Annotated in this window: 16 protein-coding genes; 5 read left to right on the top strand and 11 right to left on the bottom strand. The window is 51.9% G+C overall.

Annotated features, from left to right (window positions below; genetic code table 11):
- Window positions 1–47: 47 nt before the first annotated feature.
- From PHE17_RS00545 to PHE17_RS00500, 10 genes are all read right to left on the bottom strand, one after another.
- Window positions 48–785, bottom strand: coding sequence for a S8/S53 family peptidase (locus tag PHE17_RS00545; RefSeq protein WP_301013829.1), 738 nt, complete (start codon window positions 783–785; stop codon window positions 48–50).
- A gap of 222 nt (window positions 786–1,007) precedes the next feature.
- Complete coding sequence (locus PHE17_RS00540; RefSeq protein ID WP_301013828.1) at window positions 1,008–1,226, bottom strand: hypothetical protein; 219 nt, start codon at window positions 1,224–1,226, stop codon at window positions 1,008–1,010.
- A gap of 287 nt (window positions 1,227–1,513) precedes the next feature.
- Complete coding sequence (locus PHE17_RS00535; protein WP_301013827.1) at window positions 1,514–2,143, bottom strand: spore coat protein U domain-containing protein; 630 nt, start codon at window positions 2,141–2,143, stop codon at window positions 1,514–1,516.
- A gap of 13 nt (window positions 2,144–2,156) precedes the next feature.
- Window positions 2,157–2,696, bottom strand: a complete 540-nt coding sequence (locus tag PHE17_RS00530; protein WP_301013826.1) for a hypothetical protein — start codon at window positions 2,694–2,696, stop codon at window positions 2,157–2,159.
- Between the two features lie 12 nt (window positions 2,697–2,708).
- Complete coding sequence (locus PHE17_RS00525) at window positions 2,709–3,278, bottom strand: hypothetical protein (RefSeq protein ID WP_301013825.1); 570 nt, start codon at window positions 3,276–3,278, stop codon at window positions 2,709–2,711.
- Window positions 3,279–3,334: 56 nt separating this feature from the next.
- Window positions 3,335–5,917, bottom strand: coding sequence for a hypothetical protein (locus tag PHE17_RS00520; RefSeq protein ID WP_301013824.1), 2,583 nt, complete (start codon window positions 5,915–5,917; stop codon window positions 3,335–3,337).
- A gap of 18 nt (window positions 5,918–5,935) precedes the next feature.
- Window positions 5,936–6,754, bottom strand: coding sequence for a fimbria/pilus periplasmic chaperone (locus PHE17_RS00515; RefSeq protein WP_301013823.1), 819 nt, complete (start codon window positions 6,752–6,754; stop codon window positions 5,936–5,938).
- Window positions 6,755–6,915: 161 nt separating this feature from the next.
- Complete coding sequence (locus tag PHE17_RS00510) at window positions 6,916–9,090, bottom strand: hypothetical protein (RefSeq protein ID WP_301013822.1); 2,175 nt, start codon at window positions 9,088–9,090, stop codon at window positions 6,916–6,918.
- Window positions 9,087–11,267 carry a hypothetical protein gene (locus PHE17_RS00505; protein WP_301013821.1) on the bottom strand — a complete coding sequence of 727 codons (2,181 nt, stop codon included), beginning with the start codon at window positions 11,265–11,267 and terminating at the stop codon, window positions 9,087–9,089. The genes PHE17_RS00510 and PHE17_RS00505 overlap by 4 nt, the downstream gene beginning before the upstream one ends.
- A 4-nt stretch (window positions 11,268–11,271) precedes the next feature.
- Window positions 11,272–11,949, bottom strand: a complete 678-nt coding sequence (locus tag PHE17_RS00500; protein WP_301013820.1) for a response regulator transcription factor — start codon at window positions 11,947–11,949, stop codon at window positions 11,272–11,274.
- Between the two features lie 241 nt (window positions 11,950–12,190).
- Here PHE17_RS00500 and PHE17_RS00495 point away from each other — a divergent pair, with 241 nt between their 5' ends.
- Window positions 12,191–12,715, top strand: a complete 525-nt coding sequence (locus tag PHE17_RS00495; protein WP_301013819.1) for a hypothetical protein — start codon at window positions 12,191–12,193, stop codon at window positions 12,713–12,715.
- Here PHE17_RS00495 and PHE17_RS00490 read toward each other — a convergent pair.
- Window positions 12,712–13,026: a non-heme iron oxygenase ferredoxin subunit gene (locus PHE17_RS00490; RefSeq protein ID WP_301013818.1), complete on the bottom strand. Its 315-nt coding sequence runs from the start codon at window positions 13,024–13,026 to the stop codon at window positions 12,712–12,714. The two genes, PHE17_RS00495 and PHE17_RS00490, sit on opposite strands and share 4 nt — an antisense overlap.
- Between PHE17_RS00490 and PHE17_RS00485 the strand changes: the two genes are divergently transcribed.
- The 4 genes from PHE17_RS00485 (at window position 13,025) to PHE17_RS00470 (ending at window position 16,079) form a co-directional block, all read left to right on the top strand.
- Window positions 13,025–13,912, top strand: coding sequence for an SDR family oxidoreductase (locus tag PHE17_RS00485; protein WP_301013817.1), 888 nt, complete (start codon window positions 13,025–13,027; stop codon window positions 13,910–13,912). The genes PHE17_RS00490 and PHE17_RS00485 overlap by 2 nt on opposite strands.
- Window positions 13,913–13,921: 9 nt before the next feature.
- Window positions 13,922–14,455 (top strand): DUF4184 family protein, encoded by a 534-nt coding sequence (locus PHE17_RS00480; protein ID WP_301013816.1) that lies wholly within the window; start codon window positions 13,922–13,924, stop codon window positions 14,453–14,455.
- A gap of 2 nt (window positions 14,456–14,457) precedes the next feature.
- A complete protein-coding gene (locus PHE17_RS00475; RefSeq protein WP_301013815.1) occupies window positions 14,458–14,988 on the top strand; it encodes a M23 family metallopeptidase in 531 nt (176 codons plus the stop codon).
- A 149-nt stretch (window positions 14,989–15,137) separates the two neighbouring features.
- The gene (locus PHE17_RS00470) at window positions 15,138–16,079 is read left to right on the top strand and encodes a DUF2167 domain-containing protein (protein WP_301013814.1); all 942 of its coding nucleotides are present in this window, start codon (window positions 15,138–15,140) and stop codon (window positions 16,077–16,079) included.
- Window positions 16,080–16,089 lie beyond the last annotated feature (10 nt).

Raw genomic sequence — 16,089 nt, 5'->3', positions numbered from 1 at the left:
TTCGATCAAATGATCGGGCATATTGGCGTAGCTGGCGCAAGATGTAGCTATAATCCTCCTTTAAGTTTAGAGATTAAGGTATTTCTTGTTTTAATTGATCTGTTGGTAATTAAACAAGTCGCTATGCCACCAGCAAGAACACAAGCAGCGGACGATCCACTTCTCACGGTAATGTCATTATTTTTTGTACATCCAGGAATTAAATAGCCGGGAAATAATAAATCTGGCTTTGGGTTTTCACAGCATTCGGGTAGTTTTCTTCCATCCCAGCCCATTGAGCCAACACTTATCACGGAGGGGTGTCTTGCTGGGAAATAAGTATTGGCAGGGTAGCCATTTCCAGCAGCAGCAAAAACAAATATCCCTAATGAGTTGGCAATGGCGAGCGTTTTGCTGATCTCGGCATGACTTTCTGAACCACCAAAAGGCATAACGATGATATTGGTGTTTAATGAAATTAACCATTTTAATGCTTTATTTACAAGGTTAAAATTGATGGCATTATTAATATCCGTTATGTCAGCATAAATTATTTGCGCATTAGATGTGATTCCTTGGTTTTTATTGGCGGGTGAGTTTGATAATAAGCTTAAAGAGAATGCGCTATGATCTTGTATGCTATCTTTACTTCCGGGATTGAATTTCTTTATTATTATGGCATTGTTTCTTATGCTGCCAATATCAATTAATCCAATGGTTTTATGCTGCCCTTTGGTTTTCATTATTTTCTTGAATTTTCTTATGGTTTCGTATTTGCTATAAAGCTCATGAATTAAGGTTGGCATTTGATGCTCCGCGATGTTTTCTATTGAGCCTATCTTAGGCTTTTTGTGTTTTGTTTTTAAGTATCACTTTGAATGTATTCAAATGAATAGTGCGATTTTTACTTATTGCTGAAATTAGATTTTCAATCAAAAAAAAGCCCCAACAAGTGAGGCTATAAACGGATGATCAAAAAACTCAGATTAATTATTTTAGGAGCGATAACCTTCATCCATGACTGCGTATTAAATTAAATCAGGGCTATTGCCGCTATCGGTATTATCCTGCGGATTGCCGATACCACCAGCACCGCCGCCCGCGCCTGTCGAGCCGCCGCCGTTATTTCCCGAATCCGCAAGACTCTCAATTAACTGCGCAATAATACCCGGCATACCCGGATTCCCTAACTGGCTTGCAGGATTATCCATCAATGCATGAAAACCCTGATAAGGGAAATTAGGCAAGCCTTTTCCACCGCTGACTCCTTGATTAGAAAGAAAGTCAACGTAGGGGCTATTTTCCAGTCTCTCCCACGGTGGTGGTACACGATCGCCTTATTCGTGGTCTTGTGCGTGTGCTTGCGCTCCGCCATTCATATTGATTGGCATAAAACCTCCTTATCTTAGAACGGTGCTCTCCATTTACAACGACAGTCTGTCTGTCATGAGGTTAAGTGTAATCAGTTATTTTCCGTTGCGACACTATCACTTCGGATACATTCGTTTGGGTCATGTGGTTTGTATTGATTTGGTTAAATGACTGAACTCGTAAAGGTTAATGTGTCCGTATAAGTACCTGCTTCAGGTGTGTAATTAATCGTTGCCCTAAAATACAAAGGGGCGGAATAATTGCAAACATCGCCAGTGACATTAGCCGATACTTCTGCTGGATTAATGCCACCGCTATTCAAGGCTAGGGCTGTCGAGCTATTGGTGTGGATGGTGTATGGAATCGGTCTTCCGGGTTGCCCCGCGCCGCTTTGGGTTGCTGTTTCATTCACCAGCATCCAGTTTCTGGTGGATTGGATGGCAACCCTGCACTGGGTGCTGGTTGCAGGTAGACCAGTAGCACTAAATGCCAGTGTCCCCAATGCTATCGAGCCACAGCCCGTTGACCCACCGCCACCTGCACCGCCACCTCCTGCGCCGCCAATGCCGCCAGCACCACCGCCGCCACCTGTACTACCGCAGTTAAAGTTGAAATCGTCGAAGTTGAGATCGGTAGTGGTGATGCCGCCGTTGGTGTTCCCAAACAGGTTAAGCGATATTTCCGGTTCAGGTGCGCCAACCACCAGATTAATCTCGTGATCGCCTGTTTCCTCTGCATGGATTGCACCACTAGAAAACAATAGTAATGCGGTGGTAAGTAATATTTTTCTCATGGTGCGTACCCTCTTAAATAACGGTAATGGTATAAGTAACGGTGTCTGAATAAGTCCCTGATTCTGGTTGATAAGGAATATTAGCTAGAAAGTACAAATTGCGGTCATAACTGCATGAGTTATTGACGACCGGAACAACTTTCGGGACTTGCAAGAAATAGCCTTGGTTGTACCCGTAAAGCATTCCTTGGTTATCTTCTGATGACAGCAAATAGGGAATGGGTCTGCCGGGTTCACCTTCGCCACCTTGAATGGCATTCTGTTTAATCAGAAACCAATTGTTGGTGGAACTGGCGGATAATGTGCAGGTTGTGGCAGCAACAAGGTTTTCGCCACGCATACTTAGCAGCCCCAATGGCGCGAGTAAACGTCCGCTCGGTGCTATTTGGGTTTCCATATCAATATTGACGGTTTCATTTGCCAGCACGATGCTCAGTAAGGGATCAGGCACACCCACTGCCAAATTAATTGTATGCGAACCGCTATCAGCGGCATGGGCAGAAAAACCGCCCAATGCCAACGCCAACAACGGCACAAAAACAACTGCTTTCATGCCATCACCCCTTTAGCTTGCTGATACCGTAAACCGAATAGTATCAGTATATGTGCCAGTAGCAGGTCGCTGAGCTGGATAAAGGTTTTCGGTGGCTATGGTTAGGTCTATGGAGCCATCGCAAGTTTTATTTGGCGCTACAGGTGCGCTAAATTCGCTATCTGTGATTAACCATGATGCGCCAACATGGTTATATCCATACTTTGCTTGTTCTCCAGTGGAATCACTTATTCCATATTTTATACCTGTCGAAATGCCTGGTGCTTTTAACTCCCAAGGAGAACCAAGTGTGCTGTTATCAGAGCTTATATGGAGCCTGCATATCGTTTCATTCGTGAATCCGTTTCCAGTTAGAGTGAACGTACCTAAATTACGACGAAACTGATTGGCTGGCCAACCTAGTCTGTCGACATCAAAAACCCAGTTGGTTGCTCCACCTAAAATACCCGCAGGGGCGGTGAATTCTAAGGTGGAGGTTGGGGCATCAACTGTGAGATTGATTTGGTGGCTACCTTCAGTAGCGGCGAAAGCCGTGCCGCTTACAGCGCAGGCGATAGCGGCAATAATGAGTTGCTTTTTCATGGTATGTACTCCTGTACAAAAGATGAGGGGAGAGTAAATCGCTGGGTCGGGGCATTTCATGAGGTTGCCCTCAAGTCCAGCGTTTGGGTTTCGCCGGGTTTGCCCGTGACCCGTATCGGCGGGTTGCGCAAATCCGGCAGGGAAAACAGTTCGACACGGTAATTGCCTTGACGGATGTGCGATAAGCGCATGACACCTGCGTCGTCGGTGAAGAATTGAATGGGTTTACCGCCCTGTTTGGCATCCAGCGCGATCAATTGCCCGCCTTGCAGTTTGAGCGATTGCCCACTGGCATCGGCTAAATGCGCTTCTAACATTGCGCCGCGTTCCCCGCCCACTTTCACGCGATAGCCGCTTTTGTAATCGGGCATGACATCAAACTCGGTTGCATCGAGGTCAAAGCCTTCCGGCAATACCGCGCTGTCGCTGCTGACGTGTTGCACCTGATACGATGCGAGGTTATTAAGCACCGCTTTGCTGCCCGGTTGCATCACCGCGTCGTAACGCTCCGGCAAGCTGTCGAGCGTGTTTTCTTTGCGTTGGAATAAATTCTTGCCACGGCTGGCTGCCATTGGGTGTTCCAAACCTTCCGGCGGTTCGAGGATGGCGAAACTGTCATGCACCGGGCGGCTCATCGCCACCGCGCCGTCAGCAAACACAATCGCGGTATTCACATTCGCCGAACCGCTGTAACCCACTTTGCTGCTGGCAAGCTGCGGCGTGATGGATAAATTCGCGTCAAACGCTTCGCCTTGGTAGCGCACATCTGCCCCCAACCCGGTTTTGCCGCGTTCGGATTGCAAGCGCACCCCGCCGCTCAAACTGTCCACCCCGCGCTTACCCTTGCCGGAAATGCGGTACGCCAGTTGCGAACGCCCTTTATCATCGTGCGAACCGCTCACCGATTGCCCACGCCCGGAAGCGGTAGCATCCAGCGGCATACTGAAACCGACCCGCACCGACATATCCGCCGCACCCTTGGCATCACGGCTTTGCGAGCCATACACCGACACGTTGAGGTTTTTACCCAAACGGGTACTCACCCCTGCATTGAGATTGGTGCGGGTTTTGCCGTCGTGCTGGGTGGTGTGCGCTACGCCAAGATTGCCGCTGGTGCGGTCGCTAAACGCTTTGCTGACACTGGCATTGAGTTGCTGCTTAACCGCCTGAGTGGAGGTAGTGCTAGTCGTGCCGTCGTCTTGCGGATTGAGGTTTTGGTAATCCGGGGTGAAGCGTTCGGCGGCAATATCCCACTGGATCGGGCGTTGTTTGTCGCCTTCCCCACGATTATCGGGGCGGCGGCTGATTTGCACCCGTGCCGCCTGCCCTTTTTTGCCGTTGCGACTTTGGCTGTGGCTGACCCCAGCGGTGACATTGCCGATTTCCGTTGCCCAAATAATATCGCCGCCGAGTTGATGCGCCTTACCATCGGTTTGCACATCAACCCCGGCGGTGAGATTCTCGGTCACACCTTGCTGGTAATAGGCACTGGCAACCGGGCGTTTGGTGTCGTATTTGAGTTGGTCGGCTTCGCGGCGCGAGGGGAAACCGACGCTAATGGAATAGCGCGAAAATTCCGGGCTTAACAAGCGGCTGTCGGTAAAGCGGCTGAATTCTTGCGTGGTGATTTTACCGAGATCGTCTTTGATGCGCAGCTTGACGCTAGTGCCGCCGAGCGCGTCGAGTTCCGCCAATTCGTGTTCCCCGGCTTGTAAGCGCACACTGCGGTGTAAGCGTCCATCAAGGTAAATATCGACTTCGGCGGGGCTGCTCAGGCTGAAACGCTGGTTGCCTTGCGGGGTGTATTCACCCGAGCTTGCCCAAGTTAAATCGCGTGTCACTTGCACCCCACCGAGGGGTAACGAGCCTTGGAAATTACGGCTCTCGGTGTTGATGTCGCCAATGCGATAGCGGTGTTCCTCTTCCGCGTCGTCGATCACTAAACGGGTGTAATCGCGGGTCAACGTACCCGGTTTACCGTTCGTGCCGTGTTGGTAGGTGTGTTGGTTTTCCAGCACAAAGCCGTGGACATTGACCGCACTTTCCGCCCGCACATTGAGGCTTGGTTCTGCGGAGTTATTGCTGAAATCTTGCGAAATCCCACTGCTGAGGTTGATGTAACCGCTGACTTTAGCAGGGTCAGCCAAGCGTTCGGGAATAACATGCTGCTTGTCACCGGGTAACGCACTGAGTAACGAGCGCATCCGCCGGTTCATGCTTTTTTTGTCGATTTTGACCGCGACGGCTAATTCCTGAATATCGTAACGGGTGCGGATACCCGCCGCTTCAAGTGCGCTGGCACTGAGCCAACCGCTGTTCGCCGCGTTTTTTTCCAGCGACTTGAGCAAAGATTCTTTCAGGTAAGGGCGTAATTTGGGTAGCAATGCCTCGCGCTGCAATTGGGTAATGGTTTTGCCATTGGTGCGGGCGAGGATTGTGCCTTGAACATTGCCATTCACCCGCAAATCGGCTTCGAGTTCGCCGGGGAGTTGCTCGTTTTCTTTACCGAAGGCTTCCCGGAACAGCGCGTCCAACTCTTCTTCGCTGTTGCCATTCGCTGCAATATTAGCGTGACTCGCCCCCGTCGCCAGCAGCAACGGGGAGAGGTAAAGCCAAAGGTGAGGGTTCAGGGCTTTCATGGTGTTAATCGGCAGCGGTTAGCGACCGGCTGCCAATTGCCCCTGCCACTGGACGCGCTCATCAAATCCAGCAGGCAGTGGCATTTGGAAGTGGCGAGTCGCGCCGCCCAACAGGTTTTGCCCTTGCAGGTTGCCGAGTTGCGCACCGCTCAGGTTCAAGGTTTTGATGCCTGCCTTAAGTTGCAAACGGGTGGCATTGAGGATGATGTGTTCTTGCGCGGGGTTATGCACGCTGATAACCAGATATTGCCCTTGCTTGCGTATATCTTGCACTTGCAACATCGCAGGGGTGGTGCTGGTCTGGTTGGCGGCGGCTTCGGTGGCGGCAATTTCTTCGCGGGTAGGGGTGTAATCGTCGCCTTTGCTGGCGGCAGGTGCGCTGTTGCCCGTACCCGGTTTGACGTAAAGCGCACCTTCCATCGTCATTACCACATTGATGCTAATGTCGCCGCCTTGTTCGAGTTTGACCGGCACTTGTTTGGCAATGAAACGGTAGGCTTGTTCGCGGCTGACATTACCGCCTTGCCATTTCACTTTGACTTTTTGCGTGCCACCCGCCGGAATCACCACTTGCGAAGGCTGTACGCTGAAATGGTTATTGGCAGCTTGGCGAGTTTCTGAACCATCGCTGCGCTGTTGGCGGGTGGTAACATCGAACTGGATCGCGGCAGGTTTTTGGGAGCTGTTGGTGAGCAAATACACCTGTTCTGATTTTGGACCCGTTGGCTCAAATGCGGCAACCACGGGGGAAAGCTGGAAAGCATGGGCAACAGGGGCGAGGCTTGCTAAACCGAGTGCAGCCAAGAGTGGCAGGAAAAAGGTACGTGAGGTTTGCATGAGGTATCTCCATCTGACATTGGGGTGATGGAGCTATTGTGGGCTGAAAACCCAGTGCGATGTAACTGCCTAAACGAATATATCCATTTGAATAGTAAGTATTTTTTATGTTTTTATTTTTACTGGGAATGCCAGTCTTTAGCGATTAGGGGCGTTTTATTTCAGATAAGGGGAATGCGTAATACCACGCGATTGTGTGGTTTGGGTTTAGCGCGTAATTGGAATGTCACGTCACCGCCCAGCCGCGCAATCCGTGTTTGAATCGAGCCTAATCCCGTCCCCGCTTGCCATGTGGCAGGGTCGGAAATCTGCCCGTCATTGCCCACCAAAATCCGCAAGGTGCTGGCATCGACATGGAAGCGCAGGCTGAGTTGGGTGGGGGCGGCGTGTTTCAGCGCGTTGCTGACGGTTTCGCGCAATAGCTGGGTGATTTCCAGTACCAGCTTGGGGGTCAAGGCGTGTTCATCTGTGCTTCCCGCTTGTTGCCAATGCAGGTGAGTGCCGGAAGCATCAGCACGCTCGGCGATTTCCACCCGCCAATCCGCGAGGTGATCTTCCAAACGTAACGGCGTGGTTTTCAGCGACAGGCGGATCGTGTCACGCAAAGTCATCAGGGCTTGTTTGGCTGATTCCTTGTGGTGAGGGTCGGGTAGCTGATGGGTCAAGGTCAGCAGTTTTGAACCCAAGCTGTCGTGCAGGTCGTGCATAATGCGCCGCCGTTCTTCCATAATGGTTTGCTGGCGCATTTCGCTGGCATTGCTTGCCATCCGCGCTACAGTCAGCAGCGATTCGGTATTTTTTATGTCGGTGTTGTTGAATAACCGCGCTGCCCGTTGTTTGCCACTGAGCCGATAAGCATGGGTGTTATCAAGGCTGGGGACTTGCAGGTGCAAGCCGTTATCCGACAATTGGGTGTGCGGGACGGGTTCAGGCAAGTGTTCCAGATGTAATGGGTAAAAACGCTGTTGCAGCGATTCCAGCCAGCGTTGTTCAAAGGTGTCTTGGGAAACCGCATCTGACAAGCTGCTACTGAAGGCGGGCAGAAAATCCTGCAAGTTTTGCTTTTCCGCCGGAATCACTTTCCCCAACAGCCATTGGCGCAGCGGGAAATACAAAAAGCCCGCGATCATCACCGACACGCCCAGTGCGTAACTGTCGGAGAGCTGGAACAGTGCGGTGACGCTCAAATCAATCGCCGCCACCAAACAGCCACCGAGTAACCACAGCAGCGATTTCAACCACCAAAATTCAATATCAAACAAGCGGTAGCGCAAGATACCGACCGCTAGCCCGACAGCAATCAGCAAAAACAGCATCAAAATCGACGTATTCCCCACCAAGGGCAGTTTGCCGAACAAAATAGGGAGGACGTGTATCGCCACAATCAGGGTGCTAGGCAACATAAACGATAGGGCTAGCACCAGCAATGCGGCACGTTCAACGGGTTGTTGGCGGGTGCGCCGCCATTGCAGGATGATGGCGGTTGCTGCTGAGATATAAATCAATGGGTGTTGCGAGTAATACATATGCCCCGGTGATTCAAACCAGCGGTAATGGTAATTGGCGATGGCTAATGCCGATCCGCCCAAGGTCAACCATAACAGCCCATTCCCCCGCATCAGCGGTGATGGCGCGTAACACAAGATAATTACCATCAACGGGGCAGCGATGCCGATCCCCACCACTTGCAACAGTAACGCCTGACGCAGTATGTCGGGCGGCAAATAAAATTCCGATGCCACCACACACACGCCACCGATGACAAAGGCGTAGTAAAACAGCCCGTGCATCAGCAACAACGCAGACGCTTGCTGATGGGGGCGGTATGTCCATACCAATACCCCCACCAGCGGCGAAATCAGGTTAATGGCATTCAGCAACCAAAATACCAATGGCAAGGCGGATAGTGGGGTGTATGTCAGTGGTGTCAGCACCACGTTTTCCCCAGAAAGCGTGACAAACGTCACACCCGCCGGATCAGTGAAGGCACGGTGTAAGTCAGCTTGCCGCTGATAAAATGCATCCAATTGCGCGAATGTCGCTGGTGAAAGCGGCGGGAAATCGTAGAGCAGTGGGGCGAGTTTCAATAGCCCTTGCGGGGTTTGTACCCCTGTCAGCACTGCGCCAACAGGTAATTTGCCCGTAGCGGGGGAATCCGCATCCAACGATGCAACCACCACGGTGTCGGGTAGCGTACCAGTCACCGCATTAATCCCCGTCCAAGGTGTTTGCATCAGTAAATAAATGCCAGTGATTTGCGCAACGGTGACGAATAGCAGTACCGCCAACAGCACATTCGCCGGAGTGATGAAGGTTTTGGGTAATGACCAATTCATGGGCATTGCGGTGGTGGTTGGAGCGGGACGCGGATTTGCACCCGATTATGCGGGCGTGGCGTGTGGCGTAACTGAAATTGGATGCCACCACCCAACTGTTGGGTGCGGCTGCGCAGCGTGGTTAAGCCCGTGCCTGCTTTCCACTCGCTGGGTTCAGACACCTTGCCATCATTGCCAATCAAGATGTGTAACTGCCCCTGTTGTACCACAAATTGTAAACTGACAGTGTGGGGCGCGGCGTGCTTGAGCGCGTTGCTAATTGCCTCGCGTAACAATTGGGTGATTTCCAGCACTTGTTTGGAGGTCAGTAAGTGCGGTGCAATGTCGCCGGATTGCTGCCAGCGTAACTGAACCCCAGCGGCTTCAGCACGGTCAGCAATTTCTGCCCGCCAGTCGGCTAAATGGTCTTCCAGTTTGAGCGGGGAGGTTTTCATCGACAAACGGATGGTATCACGCAAGGTCATTAAGGCTTGCTTGGCGGTTTCTTTGCCATCCGGGTCAGTGAGTTTGTGGGTCAAAGTCAGTAATTTTGCGCCGAGACTATCATGCAGGTCACGCATAATGCGCTGGCGTTCCTCGGCAATGGCTTGTTGGCGGGTTTCGCTGGCATTGCTTGCCATGCGTGCAATGGTTAGCAGTGCATCCACATTTTTGACATCCGCCGAATTGAATAGGCGCGAGGCACGTTGTTTACCGCTGAACTGATAAGCATGGTTCGCATCCAACGTGGGGATCAACAAGTGCATCCCGTTATCGGATAACATTGTGTGGGGGATGGCAGCGGGGGACACCTCCCAATGCAGCGGGTGCAAGCGTTGCAGTAAAGTTTCACGCCAGCGTCGCTCAAATTCCGCCAATGAAGTGGCGTTTGCCATCGCATGGCTGAAAGCGGGCAAAGCGGCTAACAAGGGTTGACGTTCCGCTGGCAATAATGTTTCCAACAGCCATTGGCGCAGTGGAAAATACAAAAAACCCGCAATCAGCACCGCGCCGCCCAAAGCATAGGTTGCTGAGGTTTGGAAAATGCCTACCAATACTAGGTCAAGCACCACTACCAGGCTGCCGCCAGCAATCCACAGCAGGGATTTCAGCCACCAGTATTCAATGTCAAATAGCCGAAACCGCAAAATACCCACTGCCCAGCCTGCAAAAATGGCAACCAAGATACTGCGGGTAGCAACATCACCAATAATGGCAGAGCCACCCAACATCACCGGAACGGCGTGGAGCAAAATGATTAACCAAGCGGGCAATAACATCGATAATTGTAATGTTAACAGGGTGGCGCGGCTTAATGGATTGCCGATTGCCTTCTGCCATTGCTTGTAAAATAACCATGTCGCGTATGACACAAAAGGGATGATGGGTAGCATGAAACTGTGGATCGGCACTTCCCACCAGCGCATCGGGTAATTCACTGAATGCAACAGCAACATGGCAGCGAGGAAGGGCAATGCCCAACGCGGCGCAACCCGGTGCGGGTAGTAACACAAAATACTGAACAAGCTCAGCATGAATAAATTAAAGCCAGCCGCCTCAATGCCTGCCATCGTCACGGTCAATTCTGGTGGCAGGTAAAATTCCTTGCTGATCGCAATACGGAACACACTTTCAGCCACGAAATAACTGATGCTTGCCATTAACAGACTGTTGGCTTCTAGGGTGTTGGGTTTGTACGCCCACACAATGACCCCCAGCATCAGCCCCACCACATTGGCTAACAGCATCCACCAGAAAACACCGGGTAAATCTTGGATGTGGGTATGGGGGGAGGGCGTAAATACATGGCGTTGCCCGCGTTGCGTGACCAGCGTTAACGGTTCACCGGAAAGGAATGCCTGCTGCAATTGCCCTTGCGTTGCCAGCAGTGCATCAATATCCGCATAGGTGCGTAAAGTCAGCGGCAAGACCAACAAGGGTTTGGATAGGAGAATGTTTTCCCCGCGAAATTCCAAATGTGATAACACCTCGCCCACCGCCAACGTCGCCGCTAGTGGTGAGTCGGTATCCACCGCTGTGACTGCCACAAACTCGCCTTGAATTTCTAAGCGCACCCCAACCCACGGTTGTTGCAGGCGAATGCCCAACACAACGGCTTCGATCATCATCACAAACAACACCGCCAGCAAAAACACATTGGCGGGGATGAATGACTTGTCGTGCCCTGTTTCCAACATACCCTTACGAGGCTTCGGTGCTGACCAACCCCATGCGGCAGGCTTCCACCGCAGCTTCGGCACGGCTGGAAATATTGAGCTTTTGGTAAACATCGCGGATGTAACGCGCCACGGTATTACCTGATAGCCCTAACAATTCCGCCACTTCTTTGCGGCTCAAACCTTTTGCTACCAACACCAATACATCGCGCTCACGTTGGCTGAGGCTGGTGGTATCTGACGTTTCTGCATGGCTGGGTGTTGCCGTTGCAGGTTTGTTAGTGGGTTGCGAAAAACATTGCAGGATACGGCGGGCAATGCTGGGGGAAAGCGGTGGGTCGCCCGTCAAAATACCGCGCAATTTCTGGATGAAAACTTGTTCGGAAGAGTCTTTTAGCAAGTAACCGTGTGCACCATTGCGTAGGGCGGTAATAATATGCTCGTCGTCATCGAAGATTGTGCTGGTGATGATGTAAGCGTTGGGCGAGGCGTTGCGGATACAGCCAATCAAATCCAAGCCATTGCCATCCGGCAAATTGATGTCAACCAAGGCTACACTGACTGGATTCGTTTTCACAAACTGGCGTGTGGCGGCGCATGTCGGGCAAACCTTCACCGCAACGCCCGTGAATGCCCGTTCTAACAAGGCTTGTAACCATTCCCCGGTCTCAGGAATATCTTCAACAATTAGTGCGGTGTTCATAAGCTATCCTCCCTAAAACACCGCGCTGACGCACAGTATCTTGCCTTGTATTTTTATGTGTATGTAGAGCGCAGCATAGCAAAAATCTTGCTTGTTATTTCGCTAAAATTCGATAAACCCCGTGAACTTTAAGACAAGACGGCTAAATTGGCAGTAAATATCCTGTCATCATTTCACCACTTTCCAATATTTTGGGTATATTCTCAATGCAAGTAATTTGGAAATTATGAAGGGTGAAACCATGCCAGATAGTGTCTGGATTATGTGTTGCGGTGAAGTGGGGCGTCACGTAGCGAAACTTTACCAGCAGGATGGTGTACGGGCGATTGGTTGGGTAAGGACAGGTCATGCACTACGAGCAGGGCAAGCACAGGGAACCAGCCTGCGTCGGGGGAAATTTGATGCCAGTTGCTATATCCCTTTTTACACCCATGAAAACGCGAAAGTATTTTGGTTCGCCCCGCCGCCCGCCCGAGGCGAACAGGACATCCGCTTGCGCCGCTTCCTTTCGGCGACGGGTGGTTCCCTGCAACGCTTGGTATTGCTGGTGCGGGTCGGTTGTGGGCAAGCGAATGCGCGGGGTAAACGTTATGCCGATGCGGAAGCTGCCGCGTGGGAATGGGCGCAACAGCACCGCCGCGAACTGGTGATTTTACGCCTTGCCGATTGTTATAACCCCTGTTCAGCAGATCGCTTGGCAACGGTGTGCAAGTATGCGATGGACGAGGCTGATCACGGTTCCTGCCATGAAGTGGCGTGCGTTTAAAGGGTGATGAAAATACGCCCGTCTTCAATGCTGACTTGGTAGGTTTGCAGTGCAACTTCTGCCGGTTCTGCCAATGCTTCCCCGGTTTTGACGCTGAATTCCCCGCCGTGCAGCGAGCAATGAATCCTGTCACCTTTCAAACAACCCAAGTACAGCGACGAATCTTCGTGCGTACAGCGGTCATCCACTGCGAAAAATTCCCCGCCGACATTGCACACCAAAATGCGTTTGCCGTTGCCAGCCTCCACACGTTTGGTCTTGCCGGGTTTGATTTCGTTTATACTGCCTGCATCAAGTCGGGAGTTGTTCATGGATACGTCTAACCAAAAAGTGTGGATTATGGGCTGCGGTGACATCGGTCGCCGGGTGGCACGGTTATACCAAAACGAGGGTATCAAGGCTATAGGCTGGGTGCGCAGTGAGGAATCCCTCCAATTGGGTTTGGCGCAAGGGTTTGCCATGCGCAAGGGCGATGTTGACCGGGGCAGCTTTTTCCCGATTTTCGCGCTGGATGAGGCATTGGTGTATTGGTTCATGCCGCCGCAGCCGAGCGGGGAAAGCGATGACCGCATCCGGCGCTTCCTCAAAGGTGTGGATGCCGCACCCAAACGGGTATTACTGATCAGCACCACGGGCGTGTATGGAGATTGCGGCGGGCGCTGGATTGACGAATCCGAACCGCTGAAACCCGTGGCAGACCGTGCCAAACGCCGTGCCGATGCAGAAAACGTGGTGCAAGAATGGGCAGCGCGTTTCGGTGGGGAAATCGTGATTTTGCGCGTCCCCGGCATTTACGCCCCTGAGCGTTTGCCGTTGGAACGCTTGCGGCGCGGCGAACCTGTGTTGCATGAGCAAGAAGCGCCGTGGACAAACCGCATCCATGCCGATGATCTGGCGATGGTGTGCAAACGTGCGATGGAAGTTGCCCCGTCGGGTGCTATTTACAACGCCACCGATGGGCATCCCTCAACCATGACGGATTATTTTAATCAGGTAGCGGATTTTGCTGGGTTGCCACGTCCGCCGCAAATCAGTATGGCAGAAGCGCAAACTGCGATGAGCGCGGGGATGTTGTCGTATTTGCAGGAATCGCGGCGCATTGGTAACGAAAAATTGCTGCGGGAATTGGGGGTGAGTTTACGCTATCCGTCGTTAGCGGATGGGTTGGGTTCATCGGCTATAGCCAAAAAACCGTAAGGAAAAGTAATGCCTTTCACGCCGTTCCACATGGGGCCGGGTACAGCAATCAAAGCAGTCACAGGTCGCCATTTCAGCCTAACCATTTTCGGTTTTGCGCAAGTACTGATCGACATTGAGCCGTTGGTGCGGATGCTGCATGGCGATGCGGTACTGCATGGCTTTTCGCATACGTACCTTGGGGCATTATTGTTGGCGATAATCACGGCGGGAATCGGTAAGCCCTGTTGTGGCTGGATGTTACGCAGTTGGAATGCATCAGCACGGCAGGCGCGTTCTACGTGGGCGTGTGTCCATGCCGATATTTCGTGGCGGGTGGCGTGGGTAAGTGCATTGGTGGGAACGTTTTCGCATGTGTGGCTGGACAGTTTCATGCACTACGATGTGCGTCCTTGGTTTCCGCTGAGTGAGGCGAATGGTTTGCTGGCGTTGTTTCCATCCAGTTGGATTTATGTGTTTTGCTTGATGGCGGGGGTGATCGGTTTGGTCATCCTGTTGCTGAAATTCTTGTGGTTGCGGGTGTTGGGCGATGGGGAGGATTGATGGTGTTGCGCCTTTCCTTTAACCGCATCAGTGCGCTCGTGCTGTTATCCATCGTGGGGTTGGGCTTCGTGCTTCCCGAAACGCCGCGCATCCCGGTCAGTGGTGCAAGCCGTTCTGACTGGAACCAGCAATCGTTCTGGTATTACCCGTGGGGACGTTCCGGTACTCACAAGGGCATCGACATTTTCGCGCCGGAAGGCACACCCGTACTCGCCGCTACGACAGGTCTGATTATCAGCACGGGGGAAGACAGCTTGGGCGGGAATTACGTGTTCATGCTGGGGGCAAAATGGCGTTTCCATTACTACGCGCACCTGCAAGAGATTGATACACAAGCGTTGCGCTGGGTATGGGGCGGGAGTGCCATCGGCAAGGTCGGGACGACGGGCAATGCCAAGGGAAAGCCGCCGCATTTGCATTACGACATCCGCACCCCTTACCCGCAGCCGTGGTTGTATGATGCTGCCTTGCCGCAGGCGTGGAATCGCTTGTTTTTCGTTGACCCGAATGTGTTTTTGGTAACGGGCAGATAAACAAAATGAAATCGCTGAACACCCGATTCTAGCAGGAGTTCCGCCAGTGCCATCCGCTTTCCAAGCCCGTTGTAGAAATAATCTGATGTGTTGTGATGCGAGGTATTTTTCCATAAAATCAAGTGCACAAAATTATTAGGCCGTAGCACATGAAAAATAAACTAACAGTCCTTTTTAGCCGCACGTTTTTGCTGGGTGCATTGGCTTGTACACCTTTACTGCAAGCCGCAGAACCCGCATCACCCCCTTCAGCATCAACGCCATCAGCCCAAGAAGTTGCCCAACAAACGGAATTTGAAGCAGCTTCTGCCGCTGCCAACAAGTCCATGCAACGCGGCCCAAGCAATATACCTTTGGCAGGGCAGGCGACCTTGAAGTTGCCGGAACATTACAGTTTCATCCCTGCCGCTGAGGCAAAACGCTTGATGGTGGCAATGGGCAATAGTGCGAATGACACTTTGGGCATGATTGTCCCGCAAGAGGGCGACGCTAATTGGTTTATTGACATCACCTATGAAGATGCTGGCTATATCAAAGATGACGATGCTAAAAGCTGGAACGCGGATGAGTTGCTCACCAGTTTGAAAGAAGGCACGGAGGCAGGCAATGCCGAGCGTAAAGCGCGGGGCTTTACTGAATTTGAAGTGGTCGGTTGGATCGAAAAACCCAAATACGATGCGGCTAGCCGTCAATTGGTGTGGTCTGCTGAAACCCGCGATAAAGGACAAGCCGCCGATGAGGTCAATGGCATCAATTACAATACCTACGCTTTGGGGCGCGAAGGTTATATCAGCATGAATCTCGTGACGGACGTGGCAACTGTCGAAGGTTTGAAACCAACGGCGCAAACCTTGCTCACCAGCCTGACCTTCAATGAGGGAAAACGTTACAGCGATTTCAATGCAGATACCGACAAAGTGGCTGAATACGGGCTGGCGGCCTTAGTTGCAGGTGTGGCAGCGAAAAAGCTGGGTTTGTTGGCAGTCATTGCAGCTTTTGCTGTTAAGTTCTGGAAACTGGGGATGATCTTGTTGCTGGGTGGCGGTACATTTATCCGCAAACTGTTCACGAGAAAAACCGATAATACCTAATTTAAGGGAG

The organism is Thiothrix sp., from assembly GCF_028714775.1.
GTDB lineage: Bacteria > Pseudomonadota > Gammaproteobacteria > Thiotrichales > Thiotrichaceae > Thiothrix.
The sequence above is the reverse complement of the archived record's forward strand: the minus strand, read 5'-3'. Positions and strand labels throughout refer to the sequence as shown.